General features: G+C 66.6%; 13 protein-coding genes. 6 read left to right on the top strand and 7 right to left on the bottom strand.

All coding sequences use genetic code 11. The features are described from left to right. Positions 1-72: 72 nt before the first annotated feature. From ABNK63_RS05650 to ABNK63_RS05635, 4 genes are read right to left on the bottom strand one after another with little or no spacing between them, the layout of a single operon-like run. On the bottom strand, positions 73-687 hold the full coding sequence (locus tag ABNK63_RS05650; protein WP_350016919.1) for a PqiC family protein: 615 nt from the start codon (positions 685-687) through the stop codon (positions 73-75). Further along, positions 684-2,393, bottom strand: a complete 1,710-nt coding sequence (locus ABNK63_RS05645; RefSeq protein WP_350016918.1) for an MlaD family protein — start codon at positions 2,391-2,393, stop codon at positions 684-686. Before ABNK63_RS05645 ends, ABNK63_RS05650 begins: the two co-directional genes overlap by 4 nt. Beyond that, the gene (locus ABNK63_RS05640) at positions 2,386-3,039 is read right to left on the bottom strand and encodes a paraquat-inducible protein A (protein ID WP_007804638.1); all 654 of its coding nucleotides are present in this window, start codon (positions 3,037-3,039) and stop codon (positions 2,386-2,388) included. Before ABNK63_RS05640 ends, ABNK63_RS05645 begins: the two co-directional genes overlap by 8 nt. After that, a complete protein-coding gene (locus tag ABNK63_RS05635) occupies positions 3,036-3,653 on the bottom strand; it encodes a paraquat-inducible protein A (protein WP_007804636.1) in 618 nt (205 codons plus the stop codon). The genes ABNK63_RS05640 and ABNK63_RS05635 overlap by 4 nt, the downstream gene beginning before the upstream one ends. 124 nt (positions 3,654-3,777) lie before the next feature. On the opposite strand from ABNK63_RS05635, the gene trxA reads away from it, so the two are divergent. Both trxA and ABNK63_RS05625 read left to right on the top strand, forming a co-directional pair. Next, positions 3,778-4,641 carry a thioredoxin gene (gene trxA, locus ABNK63_RS05630; protein WP_350016917.1) on the top strand — a complete coding sequence of 288 codons (864 nt, stop codon included), beginning with the start codon at positions 3,778-3,780 and terminating at the stop codon, positions 4,639-4,641. A gap of 270 nt (positions 4,642-4,911) precedes the next feature. Further along, positions 4,912-5,364, top strand: a complete 453-nt coding sequence (locus ABNK63_RS05625) for a DUF4442 domain-containing protein (protein ID WP_350016916.1) — start codon at positions 4,912-4,914, stop codon at positions 5,362-5,364. 12 nt (positions 5,365-5,376) lie between these two features. On the opposite strand, the gene ABNK63_RS05620 is transcribed toward ABNK63_RS05625, so the two are convergent. The 3 genes from ABNK63_RS05620 to ABNK63_RS05610 form a co-directional block, all read right to left on the bottom strand. Next, positions 5,377-6,042: a hypothetical protein gene (locus tag ABNK63_RS05620; protein ID WP_350016915.1), complete on the bottom strand. Its 666-nt coding sequence runs from the start codon at positions 6,040-6,042 to the stop codon at positions 5,377-5,379. A 2-nt stretch (positions 6,043-6,044) separates the two neighbouring features. After that, a complete protein-coding gene (locus ABNK63_RS05615; protein WP_350016914.1) occupies positions 6,045-6,572 on the bottom strand; it encodes a sigma-70 family RNA polymerase sigma factor in 528 nt (175 codons plus the stop codon). A 349-nt stretch (positions 6,573-6,921) separates the two neighbouring features. Further along, positions 6,922-7,218, bottom strand: a complete 297-nt coding sequence (locus ABNK63_RS05610; RefSeq protein WP_350016913.1) for a hypothetical protein — start codon at positions 7,216-7,218, stop codon at positions 6,922-6,924. A gap of 281 nt (positions 7,219-7,499) precedes the next feature. Between ABNK63_RS05610 and ABNK63_RS05605 the strand changes: the two genes are divergently transcribed. The 4 genes from ABNK63_RS05605 (at position 7,500) to ABNK63_RS05590 (ending at position 14,584) form a co-directional block, all read left to right on the top strand. After that, positions 7,500-8,177 carry a DUF502 domain-containing protein gene (locus ABNK63_RS05605; RefSeq protein ID WP_007804625.1) on the top strand — a complete coding sequence of 226 codons (678 nt, stop codon included), beginning with the start codon at positions 7,500-7,502 and terminating at the stop codon, positions 8,175-8,177. Continuing rightward, entirely contained in the window at positions 8,174-9,988 is a 1,815-nt protein-coding gene (locus ABNK63_RS05600; protein WP_350016912.1) for a M14 family metallopeptidase, read from the top strand. Before ABNK63_RS05605 ends, ABNK63_RS05600 begins: the two co-directional genes overlap by 4 nt. Positions 9,989-10,120: 132 nt before the next feature. After that, positions 10,121-12,241, top strand: a complete 2,121-nt coding sequence (locus ABNK63_RS05595) for a M13 family metallopeptidase (protein WP_350016911.1) — start codon at positions 10,121-10,123, stop codon at positions 12,239-12,241. A 219-nt stretch (positions 12,242-12,460) separates the two neighbouring features. Continuing rightward, a complete protein-coding gene (locus tag ABNK63_RS05590) occupies positions 12,461-14,584 on the top strand; it encodes a M13 family metallopeptidase (RefSeq protein ID WP_350016910.1) in 2,124 nt (707 codons plus the stop codon). Positions 14,585-14,912 lie beyond the last annotated feature (328 nt).

The raw sequence follows: 14,912 nt of genomic DNA, 5'->3' as shown, positions 1-14,912 counted from the left end.
CGGACCGGCGAAAGCCGGCCCGAGGGAACTGGTCAGACTAGCCCAGCGCGGGCCGGCCGCCAAGCTGGAACGCTATTCCTGCGGGCACGCCGCGACCTGCCCCGCGCCCAGCGCACGCCCGGCCGCGGCGATCTGCGCCGCGATGCGGGCGATCGCCCGCTGGTGGCCCTGCACCAGCGCCGGATAGCCCGCCCCCACCGGCTCGCTGACCAGGCTGGTGCACGACAGCGTGGCCGCTTGCCCGCCGTGCAGCAGGCGCACGCTCCACCCGCCTTCGATCAGCGCCTGGCCGCCGGGCTGCGAATCGAACCGGCGCAGGTCCAGCTTGATCCGCAGCAACGGCTGGCTGCCGGCCGGCATGCCGCTGACATCCTGGCTGTGCAGTTCGCGCGCCAGGTCAGCGGCCAGCGCACTGCGCACTTCGTCGCCCAGCGGCGCGATCCAGCGTTCGCTGCCAAGCACGGCCATGCCCTCGGCACCCTCGCGCACGACCAGTTGCGGCTGGTCGACCTGGGCGGGGATGCCCACCGGCAGCAGCTCGAACGGCAGCGACCCGGCGGCCGGGGGCGGCACACCCGCATCGGCCGGCGCCACCAGGGTGTAGTAATGCAGCGGTGCGGAGGCGCAGGCGGCCAGCAGCAGGGCCGCCGCCAGCGTGGCTGAAACCTGCGTGACGCGACGGATCATGGCTTGCTCCCTGAGGCCGGCTGCGGCGCCGGCGCGGCGGTTTTCGGTGCGGTGGTTTTCGGGGTCGACGGCGCCGGGTCCGGACGGCGGCCGCGGATCAGCGACTCCGGATGGCCGCCCAGGTAATCGGTCAGCACGCGCAGCGAGCGGGCCATGCGCTGCACCTGTTCCAGCGTGGCGCCCAGGTTCTGCTGCAGCGGCGAATCACTGGCCAGCGCATCGTTGGCCGTGCCCATGGTCTGCTGCACGCCGTGCAAGGTGTCCTTCACCGCCGGCAGGGTCTCGCCGTTGACCTTCCCGATCGTGGTGTTGAGCCCGGCCAGTGTCTGGTCCAGGTTCTTGCCGATGCTGTCGAACGGGATCTTGTCGAGCTTGTCGACGATCTCGGCCAGCTGCTCCTGCAGCTTGTCGAAGCTGCCCGGCACGGTCGGCAGGGTCAGCGGTTTCGCGCTCGGGTCGAACGCCACCTTCGGCGTCTTCGGCACGAAGTCCAGCGCCACGTACAACTGCCCGGTGAGCAGGTTGCCGGTGCGCGCCTGGGCGCGCAGGCCGTGATCGACCAGCCGGCCGATCATCTGCGAGAGGTCGGGATTCTCCCCGCGCTCCCGGGCCAGCGCCTCCAGCTTGTCGTAGGCCGCGCCGAGTCGTTGCGGATAGATCACCGCACCCACCACCACCGGGAAGCGCTGCTTCTGCTCGTCGTAATCCAGCCGCACCGACACCACCTTGCCGATGTTGATGCCGAGGAACTCCACCGGCGCATCGACCGCCAGGCCACGCACCGACTGCTCGAAGCGCATGCGGATATAGTGCGGTGTGCCATCCGGCGGCGCCATCGCGGTGGCCTGGTCGCCGAACAGCTTGAAGGCGTTGTCTTCCGGCGCCGGCGTGCCGTCGTGCGGGCCGGGCGGGTCCTGGAAAGCCACGCCGCCGGCCAGCACGGTGGCCAGCGACTGGGTGTTGAGGGTCAGTCCGTTCGCACCCAGCGACACGTCCACGCCGCTGGCATTCCAGAAGCGCGAGGAACGGGTGACGAAGCGGTCGTTCGGACCGTCGATGAAGATCTGCAGCGAGACGCCCTTGCCGTCCTTGTCCAGCTGGTAGGACACCACCCGACCCACCTGGATGCGCCGGTAATAGATCGGTGAACCGATGTCCAGCGAACCCAGGTCGTCGCTGTGCAGGACGAAGCTGCGGCCGGGCGCGCCGTGGGTCACCGGCGGCGGAATCTCCAGGCCCTTGAATTCGTCCTTGTACTCGGTCGAGTCGCCCACGTCGGCGCCGATGAACGCGCCGGACAGCAAGGTGTCGATGCCGGACACCCCGCCCAGCCCGATGCGCGGGCGCACCACCCAGAAACGGGTGTCGGCGGTGGCGAAACCCTCGGCGCTCTTCTCCAGCGCCACGTTGACCAGCACGTGGCTGCGGTCGCCGCTGAGGTGGATCTTGCTGACCCGGCCGATCACCACGTTCTTGTACTTCACCGGGGTCTTGCCCGCTTCCAGCCCTTCGGCGCTCTGGAAACTGATCACCACGTGCGGGCCGGCCTGCAGCCAGTTGCTGACCACCAGCGACAGGCCGACCACGGCGGCCAGTGCCGGAATCAGCCAGATCAGCGAGGCATTGAAGCGGCGCCGCTTCACCACCGGGCGTGGCAACGCCGCCTGACCGGTTTGCGCCGATTCGCTCTGTTTTTCGTCAGTCATCTGAATCCTTGCCGTCCCAGATCAGGCGGGGGTCAAAACTCATCGAGGCAAACATGGTCAGCACCACGGTCAGCCCGAAAAAGATCACGCCCGGCAGCGGTTCCACCAGGCTCAGCACGCTGAAGCGCACCAGCGCCGTCAGCAGCGCCACCACGAACACGTCCAGCATCGACCAGTAGCCGATCAGCTCGACCAGCCGGTACAGCTTCGCACGCTGCAGCCGGGCCCAGCCGCTGCCCCGCTGGCTGCTCACCAGCAACACGCTGAGGGCAAGGAACTTCAGCACCGGCACCACGATGCTGGCGGTGAACACGATCACCGCCAGGTTCGGCGAGCCGGCCCGCCACAACTCCACCACGCCGCTGATGATGGTGTTGTCGTCGATGTCGTTGAGGCTGGCGGTGCGCATGATCGGCAGCACGTTGGCCGGGATGTACATCAGGAACGCGGCGATCAGCAGCGCCCAGGTCCGCGCGAAGCTGTCCGGCTTGCGCCGGCGCAGCGTGCTGGCGCAGCGCGGGCAGGCCATCGCGTCGTCCACGCCGTCGCCGTCCAGCTGCGCGTCGCCCGGCACGTTGCGGCACACCAGCCCGCATACGGTGCAGGCGATCAGCCCCAGCTCGGCGGCGCGCGGCAGGGCGCTCATGCGGCCGGCTCCAGGTCCTCGTCCCACAACTGGCGCAGGTCCACGCCCGCGAAGATGGTGATCAGCAGGGTCAGCGCCGCGTAGGCGTAGATACCCGGATCGGCGGTGACGTCGAAATAGGTGTGCGCCTTGACGATCGCCACCAGCGCGCCGAGCACGAACACCTCGCTCATCGTCCACGGGCCCAGCCGGTGCAGGATCACCATCAGCGGCACGAAACCCGGCGCGCGGCGACCGCCGCGGGCAAACCACAGCAGCCAGCCCAGCAGGGACATTTTCAGCAAGGGGAAGAAGAACAGCGTGGTGGCCACCAGCACCGAGACGACCTGCGAATGCTCGCGCCACATCGCCAGGATCACGCCCCACAAGGTGGTGCTGCTGTGCTGGCCGCTCAGACCCAAGGTCACGATCGGCCACAGGTTGGCCTGCACGAACACGATCGCCGCGGTCAGGATCAGCGCCAGCATCGCGTTCACGCTCAGCAGGTGGTAGCGCTCCAGCTCTGCGGCGCACAGCGCGCAGCGCGCCACTTCCCCACGCTCCAGCACGCGCCGGCGATAGACCGTGTCGCAGTGCTCGCAGATCAGCAGCTTTTCTGGAAAGGCCTTGCCCATGCAACCGGTGCCTTGCTTCGGCGTGACAGTCCGTGGATTCTCGCAAATCTGGCGTGAACGCGCTGCTTGATATGCTGCGCGGGAGCCCTGATCTGAACCGACATTCACCAAGCTGGAGTTTCCCGTGACCGATGCTGCCACCGTTTCCCACGTCTTCGACGTGGACCAGCAGACCTTCGAAGCCGACGTGCTGCAGGCCTCGCTGAGCACGCCGATCCTGGTCGACTTCTGGGCCACCTGGTGCGAACCGTGCAAGACGCTGGGCCCGATGCTGGAAAAGCTCGCCGCCGAATTCAACGGCGCGTTCCGGCTGGGCAAGGTCGACGTGGACACCCAGCAGGAGCTGGCCGGCATGTTCGGCATCAAGAGCATCCCCACCGTGATGCTGGTGAAGGATGGCCAGGTGCTCGACGGTTTCGCCGGCGCCCTGCCCGAAGGCCAGTTGCGCGAATTCCTGCTGCGCCACGTTCAGCCGCTGGAAGCAGCGGCGGGCAATGAAGCCGCCGCCACCGCCGAGGAACCCGCCCAGGCCGTGAACCGCCTGCAGCAGGCGATCGCCGCCGAGCCGAACAAGCCCGAACTGAAACTGGACCTGGCCGTGGCGCTGATGCGCAACGGGCTGATCGACGCGGCCGAAGCCGAACTCGCCGCCCTGCCTGCCAACCTCGCCACCGACGCACGCGCCGTGCGCCTGCGCAGCGAACTGGAGCTGGCCCATTCGCTGCAGGACGCGCCGGAACGGGCGGCGCTGCTGCAGCGCCTGCAAGCCAACGCCGAAGACTGGGAAGCCCACGATCAACTCGGCGTGCGACTGCTGCTCGAAGGCGACGCCGCCGGCGGGCTCGACCAGTTCCTGCTGATCCTGCAGAAGGCGCGCGACTGGAACGACGGCCAGGGCAGGAAGCGCCTGCTGGCGGCCTTCGCCACCCTCGACGACGCCGAGCTGGTCAGCCGCTACCGGCGGAAGATGGCGTCGCTGTTGTTCTGATTGTTGGAGAACGGGGAACGCCAGAGCATTCCACCCGCCACAAGGCCAACTGCTCCCTCCCCTGCCTGCAGGGGAGGGCTGGGGTGGGGTCGCTCTCGCTCCTGGTTTTCAAATCCCCGAGCACTGAAGCACCCCCTCCCGACCTCCCCCTGCTCGCCCTCCGGGCAAGCAGGGGGAGGCGCAAGGCGGCGCGAGGCAAGGCATGCCATTCCGTACGCCACCGTATGCTCATGTAAGATTCGTCATTCCCCCGGCATCCGACGAATCCCCATGCGCGCCTCCACCTTCCGCCGCCTGCTCAACCTGTGGCCGCCGTTCCTGTTCAACGCGATCCACCTGCAGTCGCTCAGCGACGACTACACCGAGGCGAAGGTGGTGCTGCGGCTGCGGCCGTGGAATCGCAATTACGTGAAGAGCCAGTTCGGCGGCAACCTGTTCGCGATGGTCGATCCGTTCTGGATGCTGCTGGCGATGCACCAACTGGGCAGCGACTACTACGTGTGGGACAAGGCCGGCACGATCGACTTCGTGGCGCCGGGCTACGAAGACGTCTACGCCCACTTCAAGCTCGAACCCGGCGTGGTAGATGAACTGCGCGCGGCCGCCGCCGGCGGCGAGAAGGTGCTGCGCTGGTTCGAGACCGAGGTGACCACCGCGTCAGGCAAGGTCATCGCGGTGGTGCGCAAGCAGATCTACGTGCGGCTGAAACCGAAGGCGCGGTGACCGTGCGAACCGTCACGCCTGCTCGAAGCGCGCGATTTCGTCCAGCTGGCGCGACGCACCGAGCAGGTTGCGGCCACTCATGTCATCGACGATGCGCTGCAGGAACGGCGAGCGGATCGGTCGCCCCGCCACGCGACGCGCCAGCCACACACTGAAGGCGATCCCGAGCAGTCCCACAGCCATGTTCGCCCAGATCCAGGACGCGCCCGCCGCGTAGAGATCCACGCCGGCAAAGTCCGCGATCGCCACCAGCGGCACCAGCAACCACAGGCACCACCATGGCAGGCCGAGTCCCAGCGTACTGTAGACGCGGAACCGCCGAAGCTGCGCCAGCCACCGCTGCAAGACCAGCACCGGCGCATCGAACAGGTAGATCCGCGCCAGCAGGAACAGTTGCGTGGCACACGACCAGATCGCGGCAACGCCATACACGTGCAGCAACAAGCCCATCACCAGGAAATGCGGCACGTTCCGGTGCGCCACCCAGAACGAGGCCACCCACACCACGAAGACGATCCAGCCGACCACTTCCAGCCCCAGCCAGCACAGCGTGCGACGCAGCGAAGCGCGCGACTTCTCCATCCGGCGCTCGCGGAAATCCTGGCGCAACAGGGCCTCCATGCCTTCCTGGCGGACTTCCATGCGTGCCCACGCCTGCTTCAGTTCATCCAGTTCCATCGTCATGCTCCGGTGGTTTGTGCAGCGGTCATCTGGCCGCGCAGTTTCTGCTTGATGCGGCTGATCTTGGTCGCCACGTTGGTTTCGCTGATGCCGAGGATCTCGGCCATCTCGGTGTAGTTGCGGTCTTCCAGGTACAGCAGGATCAGCGCGCGATTGAGTGGATCGAGCTGGCCGATGAAGGCGTACAGCGCGGTCAGCCGTTCGTCCGGTTCGGCGATGCCCTCGCCCCCGCCGACCGTCTCCAGGTGATGCGTTTCCAGCGGCTCGAAACGGTCGGATTCCGACCAGCGCTCGCGCCGCGCCTGCGAGATCGCCACGTTCAGCGCGATGCGGTACATCCAGGTGGAGAACTTCGCGCGCGCCTCGTCATAGCTGCCGAACGAGCGCCACAGCTGGGCGCTGATCTCCTGCACCAGGTCGTCGCGGTCGGCGGCGCTGCGGCTGTACAGGCCGGCGACCTTGAACACGATCCGGCGATGTTCGTGCAGCAGTGATTCGAAGCGTTGCTGGTGTGGTCTGGCCATCATGGATGCTGATCTTCCCCTTGTTCATCCCATGATTCGCACGGCCGCGAAAAAAATCACGGCGGCTTGCCGCCACGCAGCGAGGGGAGATGACTGGGACATCATGTTTCCACCGGGCATGTGCGCGGCCGGCACGTACGGATCGGCGCGAGCGCCAGGCTCGAATGCCTGCGCGCGATCCCGGCCGTCGGCGCCTGCGTCAGCCTGCTGCGGGTGCTCGCGGCAGTGCTCCGTCGCGCGGTGGTGGGTGCCTCGACCTCGTGACCTCGCCATCCGCGCGTCGTCACGGTCCTCTGATCGGGCCAGCAGCGCCTGTTTCAATGAAGCGGCGTCGCCCCGGTCGGACGCGCGCTCAGTGCGGGAGGGTCTGCGCGGCCGTTTCCCGCATCTGGTCGCGATGGGCCATGTCCTTGCCCAACTGGTAGCCCACGTTGAACATCGTCGCCACCAGCGCGAACACGAAGCCGCCGAAGACCAGCGCGGTGCCGGCCTTGCGATGCGCCGGCTGCCGCCGCCACGCCATGCCCACCAGGGCGATCGTGACACCGACGAGGCCGGCCAGGGGCTGACCGCTGACCAGCGCGGCAAAGAACACGGCGACGGCAACGATGGCCAACGCAGACTGATTTCGGGGAGTGGCGTTCGACATGGGCATTCCTTGGCGGTGTGAGTGTGGCTGGGTGATGCTGGCGCCTAGCCTAACGGATCGCACGCACTGGTCGTACCTTCGTGCTGGTGGGCGTTGATGCGCGGCACTCGCGATTTCGCGCTGGCGTCTGGCGCTGCGCGCTGCGCGCAGCGGCCAATTTTTTGTCTTGTGGGATTTTCCGGGGTCAAAAGCATCGCGCACAGGGTGCGCTCCTACCTGCGACGCAGCGACTCGCCCCCGCCTACAATGCGGGCATCCCCCGCACCCCGGACCATCACCCCATGCGACCGTTTCGCGTCAAGCGCTACCTGCTCACCGGCCTGCTCACCTTCATCCCGCTGTGGGTGACCTGGCTGGTGTTCAAGTTCATCCTCGGGATGCTGGCCGGCATCGGCGCGCCGCTGGTGGCGGGGTTGCTCGGCACACTGGCGCTGGTGGCGCCGCGCACGGCCGAATCACTGAACATGGAATGGCTCAACTTCATTCTTGCGCTGGTGATCACGCTGGTGGCGCTGTACCTGCTGGGCTTCATTGCAAACCGGGTGATCGGCCAGCGCTTCCTCACGGCGTTCGATGGACTGCTGGCGCGCATTCCGCTGGTGCAGACGATCTACGGCGGCACCAAGAAGCTGATGGCGGTGCTGCAGAACAAGCCCAGCGGCATGCAGCGGGTGGTGCTGATCGACTTTCCCCGTCGCGGCATGAAGGTGGTCGGTTTCGTCACCCGAGTGATGATCGAGGAAGGCAGCGGTCGGGAGATGGCGGCCGTCTATATCCCGACCACGCCCAATCCCACCGGTGGCTATCTGGAACTGGTGCCGGTGGACGAACTGACGCCGACCGACTGGACGATGGACCAGGCGATGGCCTTCATCATTTCCGGCGGCGCGGTGGCGCCCGACACCTTGCCGGCCTCGCCGCCCCAGTTGCGCCAGGACACCCCGGAGCCGCACGCATGAATCTTCGCCACGTGCTGGCTTTCGTCCTGCTCGGCGCAGCAGCTTGCGGCGCCCGCGCCACCGGCACCGACTGGACCACACCGGCCGAAGCCGCGCAGTTCCGCACCACGCCGAGCTACGCCGACACGCTGGACTACCTGCAGCGGCTGCAGCAGGCGGCGCCCGCCATGATCCGCGTGGCAACGTTTGGTACCACGCCGGAGGGCCGGCCAATGACGGTGGTGATCGCCAGCGCCGACGGCACGTTCGACCCGGCCGCCGCACGCGCCATGCACAAGCCGGTGGTACTGGTGCAGGCGGGCATCCACCCGGGCGAGATCGAGGGCAAGGATGCGGGGCTGATGCTGCTGCGGGATATCGCGATCACGAAGAAGTATCCGCACGTGCTCGACCATGTGGTGCTGGTCTACATCCCGGTGTTCAGCGTGGACGGCCACGAGAACTCCAGCCCGTACCACCGCATCAACCAGAACGGCCCGGCCAGCATGGGCTTCCGCGGCCAGTCGCAGTACCTCAACCTCAACCGCGACTACGTCAAGGCCGATGCGCCGGAAATGCGCGCGTGGCTGAAGCTGTGGCAGCGCTGGCTGCCGGATTTCCTGATCGACGTGCACACCACCGACGGCGCGGACTACCAGTACGACCTCACCTGGTACACCGAGGACCCGCACAAGCTCGACCCGGCGGTGAGCCGGTGGCAGCAGGACGCGATCGTCAGGCACGCGCTGCCGGCGTACGAGAAGCGCGGCCACCTCGCCTCGATCTACCTGGAGTTCAAGAACGGCACCGATCCACGCCAGGGCATCGTGAACTTCGGTTCGGGACCGCGCTTTTCCACCGGCTACGCGGCGCTGCAGAACCGGCCGGCGCTGCTGATCGAAACGCACATGCTGAAACCCTACGCGAACCGCGTGCACGCGGTGTACGACCTGGTCGAGCTGATGCTGGAGCAGGTCAGCCGCCATCCCGCCACCCTGCTGGCCGCCACCGCGAAGGCCGATGCCGATACCGTCGCCCGCGCGGGCAACGCCGAAGCCGTGGTGCCGCTCACCTTCCGGCCCGATCCGCAATCCACGCCGTACACGCTGAAGGGTTTCGCGTTCACGCTGAGCCACAGCGACATCTCCAACAGCGAATGGATCCACTACGACCCGAGCCACCCCGAGACTTACACCATCCCGAACCGGAATGGCCTGCTGCCCGCCATTTCCGTGACGCCGCCGGCGGCCTACGTGGTGCCCGCGCAGTGGACACGGATCATCGACCGGCTCGACGCGCACGGCATCGTCTACCGGCGCACCAGCGCGCCGATCACGATCCGCGCCACGGGTTATCAGCTGGATGATCCGCAGTGGGCGAACAAGTCGTTCGAAGGGCACGTGATGCTGCGCGACTTCAAGCTGCATTCGGTGTCGCGCGAAGCCACCCTGCCGGCTGGTTCGGTGATCGTGCCGATGAACCAGCGGGCGGCCAACGTGGCGATCAACCTGCTCGAGCCGCAGGCACCCGATTCGCTGCTGCAATGGGGTGAGCTCGATGCGGTCTTCGAAGCCAAGGAATACGGCGAACCGCGCGTGCTGGAAAAGCTGGCGCGCGAAATGATCGCGAAGGACCCGGCGCTGAAGGCCGCGTTCGAACAGAAGCTGCACGACGACCCCGCCTTCGCCGCCGACAGCTACGCCCGCCTGAACTGGTTCTACCGGCGCTCGCCCTGGTACGCCGACCAGCAGGTGGGCGCCTACCCGGTGCTGCGGCTGGACCCGGCGCAGCTCGGGGCACTGCCGGGCCACGCTTCCCCTGCCCACCCCTGACCTATGACACTGTATCGCCCATGACGTTTGGCCTAGCGTCGGCGGTCTTGACGGCCGCCGGGGGGAACGCGGGGGCACGATCATGAAAGCTCCCCGGCCACCGCCGGCATCCATCCAAACAGAGGGATATCCATGACCAAGCAGTATCTGAAGCCCATCGCGCTGGCGATCAGCGTGGCGCTCGCCCTGACCGCCTGCGGCAAGCAGGACTCGGCGCCGGCACCGGCCGCCAGCACCAGCGCGCCCGCCGCAGCCGCCACCACCGCGGCAGCCGACCTCGGCAAGAGCATCTTCGACGTCAGCGAACTGGATCCGAAGATCAACGCCTGCGCCGACTTCAACGGCTTCGTCAACAACCAGTGGGTGGCCGCCAACCCGATCCCGGCCGACCGCACCCGCTGGGGCGCGTTCGACAAGCTGGCCGAGGACAGCCTGAACACCCAGCACAAGATCGTCGAGGACGCCGCCAAGGGCGCCGACCAGGCCGCCGCCGGCTCGATCGAGCAGAAGATCGGCAACCTGTACAAGTCCGGCATGGACGAGGCCGCCATCGACAAGGCCGGCTTCGATCCGATCAAGCCGAAACTGGCCGCGATCGACCAGCTGAAGAACGGCAAGGACGTGGCCGGATACCTCGACAAGAGCTTCGCCGGCGGCGACATGCAGGTGTTCCAGTTCGGCTCCGGCGCGGACTTCAAGCACGCCGAAACCCAGATCGGCTACACCTTCCAGGCGGGCCTGGGACTGCCGACCAAGGATTACTACACCGACCCGAAGCAGGCCGACCTGCGCAAGGCCTACCTCGACTACATCGCCAAGACGCTGCAGCTGACCGGCGTCTCCGCCGCCGACGCGAAGAAGCAGGCCGATGAAGTGATGGCGTTCGAGACCAAGCTGGCCGCCGCCTCGCTGGCGCCGGTCGAGCTGCGCACGCCGGAAAACCAGTACCACTTCGTCAGCGTCGCCGAAGCGGACAAGGTCACCCCGCACTTCAGCTGGGAGAACTTCTTCAAGGCCCAGGGCGTGACCATCGACAAGGGCTTCTCGCTGTCGCAGCCGAAGTTCTTCGCCGAGTTCGACAAGCTGCTGGCCAGCGCGCCGATCAGCCAGTGGCAGGCCTACCTGCGCTTCCACACCATCGATGACGCCTCCGACGCGCTGAGCAAGAATTTCCGCGACAACAAGTTCGCCTTCTACGGCAAGACGCTGTCCGGCCAGCCGGAGCAGAAGCCGCGCTGGAAGCAGGTGCTGGGCGCGGTCAACGGCTCGATGGGCATGGCGCTGGGCGAGCTGTACGTCAAGACCGAGTTCACCCCCGAAGCGAAGAGCCGCGCCGAGGAGCTGGTGACCAACGTGCGCAACGCGCTGAAGGCACGCATCCAGAACCTCGACTGGATGAGCGACGAGACCAAGGCCAAGGCGATCGCCAAGTGGGACACCTTCCTGCCCAAGATCGGCTACCCGGACAAGTGGCGCGACTGGACCGGCCTCACGATCGTGCCGGACAACTACTACGCCAACCTCGAAGCGGCCGGCAAGTTCAACTACGAGTACGACATCGCCAAGATCGGCAAGCCGACCGACCGCAAGGAATGGGGCATGACCCCGCAGACGGTCAACGCGTACTACAACCCCACCGACAACACGATCAACTTCCCGGCCGCGATCCTGCAGCCGCCGTTCTTCGACGCCAAGGCCGACGACGCGATCAATTACGGCGGCATCGGCGCGGTGATCGGCCACGAGGCCAGCCACGGCTTCGACGACGAAGGCAGCCAGTTCGACGGCGCCGGCAACAACGTCAACTGGTGGAGCGAGGCCGACCGTGCCAAGTTCGACGCCCGCACCGCCAAGCTGGTGCAGCAGTTCAACGACTACACGCCGATCAAGGACCAGCCGGACGCGCACGTCAACGGCAAGCTGACCCTGGGCGAGAACATCGCCGACCTGGGCGGCCTCAACGTGGCCTACGACGCACTGCAGGCAGCCCTGAAGCAGCACCCGGAGGAAGCGGGCAAGAAGATCGACGGCTACACCGAGGACCAGCGCTTCTTCCTCAACTGGGCCCGCGTGTGGCGCGGCAACATCCGCGAGAAGCAGGCGCTGCTGCGCCTGAACACCGATCCTCACGCACCGGCCTCGCTGCGCGCGATCGGTGCGCCGTCGAACATGCCGGCGTTCGCCACCGCGTTCCAGTGCAAGCCCGGCGACGCAATGGTGCGCGGCGACGACAAGCAGGTGAAGATCTGGTAATCCGGCGGTCACCCAGGTCGCGATGCATCGCGACCTGACGCAACCCCAAGGGCCCCGCATGCAGATGCGGGGCCTTTTCCTTGCCGGCCGCAGCCCCTGACCTTTGACACTGTCTGGCCCATGACGTTTGGCCTAGCGTGGATGGGCATGCGTCCGCGTCCGGGGGGACCAGCGACGCGGCCAGACAAGCACACTCACCACCACCTACAAGGGACATCCATGACCAAGCAGTATCTGAAGCCCGTGGCACTGGCGCTCGCCGTCAGCCTGGCGCTGGCCGCCTGCGGCAAGCACGACGCCGCCGACAACGCGCCGGCGCCGGCCAGTTCCGCGCCGGCAGCGGCCAGCACCACCGCCGCGACCGACCTCGGCAAGAGCATCTTCGACGTCAGCGAACTGGGCGACAGCGCGCTGGCCTGCCAGGACTTCAACGCCTTCGTCAACGCGAAGTGGGTCAAGGCCAACCCGATCCCGGCCGACCAGACCGTGTGGGGAGCCTTCAGCGTGCTGCACGAGAAGAGCCTGGCCGACCAGCACCAGCTGGTGGACGACGCGGAAAAGAACGCCGACAGCGCCAAGGCCGGATCGATCGAGCAGAAGATCGGCTGGCTGTACCACTCCAGCATGGACATGGACGCGCGCAACAAGGCCGGCTTCGAGCCGATCAAGGCCGACCTGGCCGGCATCGACGCGCTGAAGACCAACAGGGATCTCTCGACCTGGCTGAACCAGTCCTTCGCCAAGGGCGATGGCGCGGTGTTCAACTTCGGCTCGGGCGCCGACTTCAAGAATGCCAAGATCCAGATCGCCTACACCGAGCAGAGCGGCCTGGGCCTGCCCACGCCGGACTACTACACCGACGCGAAGAACAAGGATGTCCGCGACGCCTACGTCAAATACCTCGCCAAGCTGTTCGAGATGACCGGCAGCAGCGCCGCCGATGCCGCCAAGCAGGCCGCGCTGGCGATGAAGTTCGAGACCGACCTGGCGCAGCACTCGATCCCGCGGGTGGAGATGCGCAAGCCGGAGAACCAGTACCACTTCGTGTCCGTGGCCGAAGCGAACAAGGTCACCCCGCACTTCGACTGGAATGCGTTCTTCAAGGCGCAGGGCGTCACCATCGACAAGGGCTTCTCGCTGTCGCAGCCGAAGTTCTTTGCCGAGTTCGACAAGCTGGTCGCCAGCGCGCCGATGGACGAATGGAAGGCCTACCTGAAGGCCCGCACGATCTCCAACTCGGCCGCCGCCCTGTCCGAACCGTTCGTCGATGCGCAGTTCGATTTCTACGGCAAGACTCTGCGCGGCCAGCCGCAGCAGCAGCCGCAGTGGAAGCGTTCGCTGGGTTCGGTCAACGGCGCGATGGGCCAGGCGCTGGGCCAGCTGTACGTGGCCAAGTACTTCACCCCCGAGGCGAAGACCCGCGCCGAAGAGCTGGTCACCAATGTGCGTGACGCGCTGAAGACGCGCATCGAGAACCTCGACTGGATGAGCGCGGAAACCAAGACCAAGGCGCTGGACAAGTGGTCGAAATTCCTGCCGAAGATCGGCTATCCGGAAACCTGGCGCAACTGGGATGGCCTGACCATCACCAAGGACAACTACTACGCCAACATGCAGGCGGCCAGCAAGTTCAACTACGAGTACGACATCGCCAAGATCGGCAAGCCGACCGACCGCCAGGACTGGGGCATGACCCCGCAGACGGTCAACGCGTACTACAACCCCACCGACAACACGATCAACTTCCCGGCCGCGATCCTGCAGCCGCCGTTCTTCGACGCCAAGGCGGATGACGCGATCAACTACGGCGGCATCGGTGCGGTGATCGGCCACGAGGCCAGCCACGGCTTCGACGACCAGGGCAGCCAGTTCGACGGCGACGGCAACAACCTCAACTGGTGGAGCGACGCGGACAAGAAGCAGTTCGAGGCCCGCACCGGCAAGCTGGTCGACCAGTTCAACGGCTACGCGCCACTGGCCGACCACCCCGAGCTGCACGTCAACGGCAAGCTGACCCTGGGCGAGAACATCGCCGACCTGGGTGGCCTCAACATCGCCTATGACGCGCTGCAGACCGCGCTGAAGAAGAACCCGGCCGAAGCGGCCTCGAAGATCGAGGGCTACACCCAGGACCAGCGCTTCTTCCTGAACTGGGCCCGCGTGTGGCGCGGCGACATCCGCGAAAAGGCGCAGATGGTCTATCTGAATGCCGATCCGCACTCGCCGATGAAGTTCCGCGCGATGGGCGCACCGTCCAACATGCCGACCTTCGCCAGCGCGTTCCAGTGCAAGAGCGGCGACGCGATGGTGGCCCCGGCCGACAAGCAGGTGAAGATCTGGTAATGCCCTATCGACACCGGCCGCAGTCCATCGCGGCTTGAAACGAAGGCCTCGCATGCGAATGCGGGGCCTTTTTTCATGGGGCGCGCCCGTCATCCCGGTGCGAAATGGCCTGCACGGGCTCGCCGGGTATTGCAAATCATTCTCATTAAAGTATCTTAGGCGCCTTCCCCGGCCGTCAGCGCATTCGCGCAGCAAGCCGGAATGTTCCGCCATTTCCAGGCTGTTTCCCGTCGAACGACACGACGCACGCTGATTGACTTCGGTGCGCGTTCGGCTGGCCCCGAAACCTGCATCCAGCCAATGCAAGAGCTTTGCATGCGCCAGACCC

This window comes from Rhodanobacter sp. IGA1.0 (assembly GCF_040208325.1).
Classification (GTDB): domain Bacteria; phylum Pseudomonadota; class Gammaproteobacteria; order Xanthomonadales; family Rhodanobacteraceae; genus Rhodanobacter; species Rhodanobacter spathiphylli.
Note: the sequence above shows the minus strand (reverse complement) of the source record. Positions and strands in the feature narration are given on the sequence as shown.

Coding starts and splice junctions, on each gene's coding strand:
- ABNK63_RS05650 (WP_350016919.1), bottom strand. CDS start 687: ATGATCCGTCGCGTCACGCAGGTTTCAGCCACGCTGGCGGCGGCCCTG.
- ABNK63_RS05645 (WP_350016918.1), bottom strand. CDS start 2,393: ATGACTGACGAAAAACAGAGCGAATCGGCGCAAACCGGTCAGGCGGCG.
- ABNK63_RS05640 (WP_007804638.1), bottom strand. CDS start 3,039: ATGAGCGCCCTGCCGCGCGCCGCCGAGCTGGGGCTGATCGCCTGCACC.
- ABNK63_RS05635 (WP_007804636.1), bottom strand. CDS start 3,653: ATGGGCAAGGCCTTTCCAGAAAAGCTGCTGATCTGCGAGCACTGCGAC.
- ABNK63_RS05625 (WP_350016916.1), top strand. CDS start 4,912: ATGCGCGCCTCCACCTTCCGCCGCCTGCTCAACCTGTGGCCGCCGTTC.
- ABNK63_RS05620 (WP_350016915.1), bottom strand. CDS start 6,042: ATGGAACTGGATGAACTGAAGCAGGCGTGGGCACGCATGGAAGTCCGC.
- ABNK63_RS05615 (WP_350016914.1), bottom strand. CDS start 6,572: ATGATGGCCAGACCACACCAGCAACGCTTCGAATCACTGCTGCACGAA.
- ABNK63_RS05610 (WP_350016913.1), bottom strand. CDS start 7,218: ATGTCGAACGCCACTCCCCGAAATCAGTCTGCGTTGGCCATCGTTGCC.
- ABNK63_RS05605 (WP_007804625.1), top strand. CDS start 7,500: ATGCGACCGTTTCGCGTCAAGCGCTACCTGCTCACCGGCCTGCTCACC.
- ABNK63_RS05600 (WP_350016912.1), top strand. CDS start 8,174: ATGAATCTTCGCCACGTGCTGGCTTTCGTCCTGCTCGGCGCAGCAGCT.
- ABNK63_RS05595 (WP_350016911.1), top strand. CDS start 10,121: ATGACCAAGCAGTATCTGAAGCCCATCGCGCTGGCGATCAGCGTGGCG.
- ABNK63_RS05590 (WP_350016910.1), top strand. CDS start 12,461: ATGACCAAGCAGTATCTGAAGCCCGTGGCACTGGCGCTCGCCGTCAGC.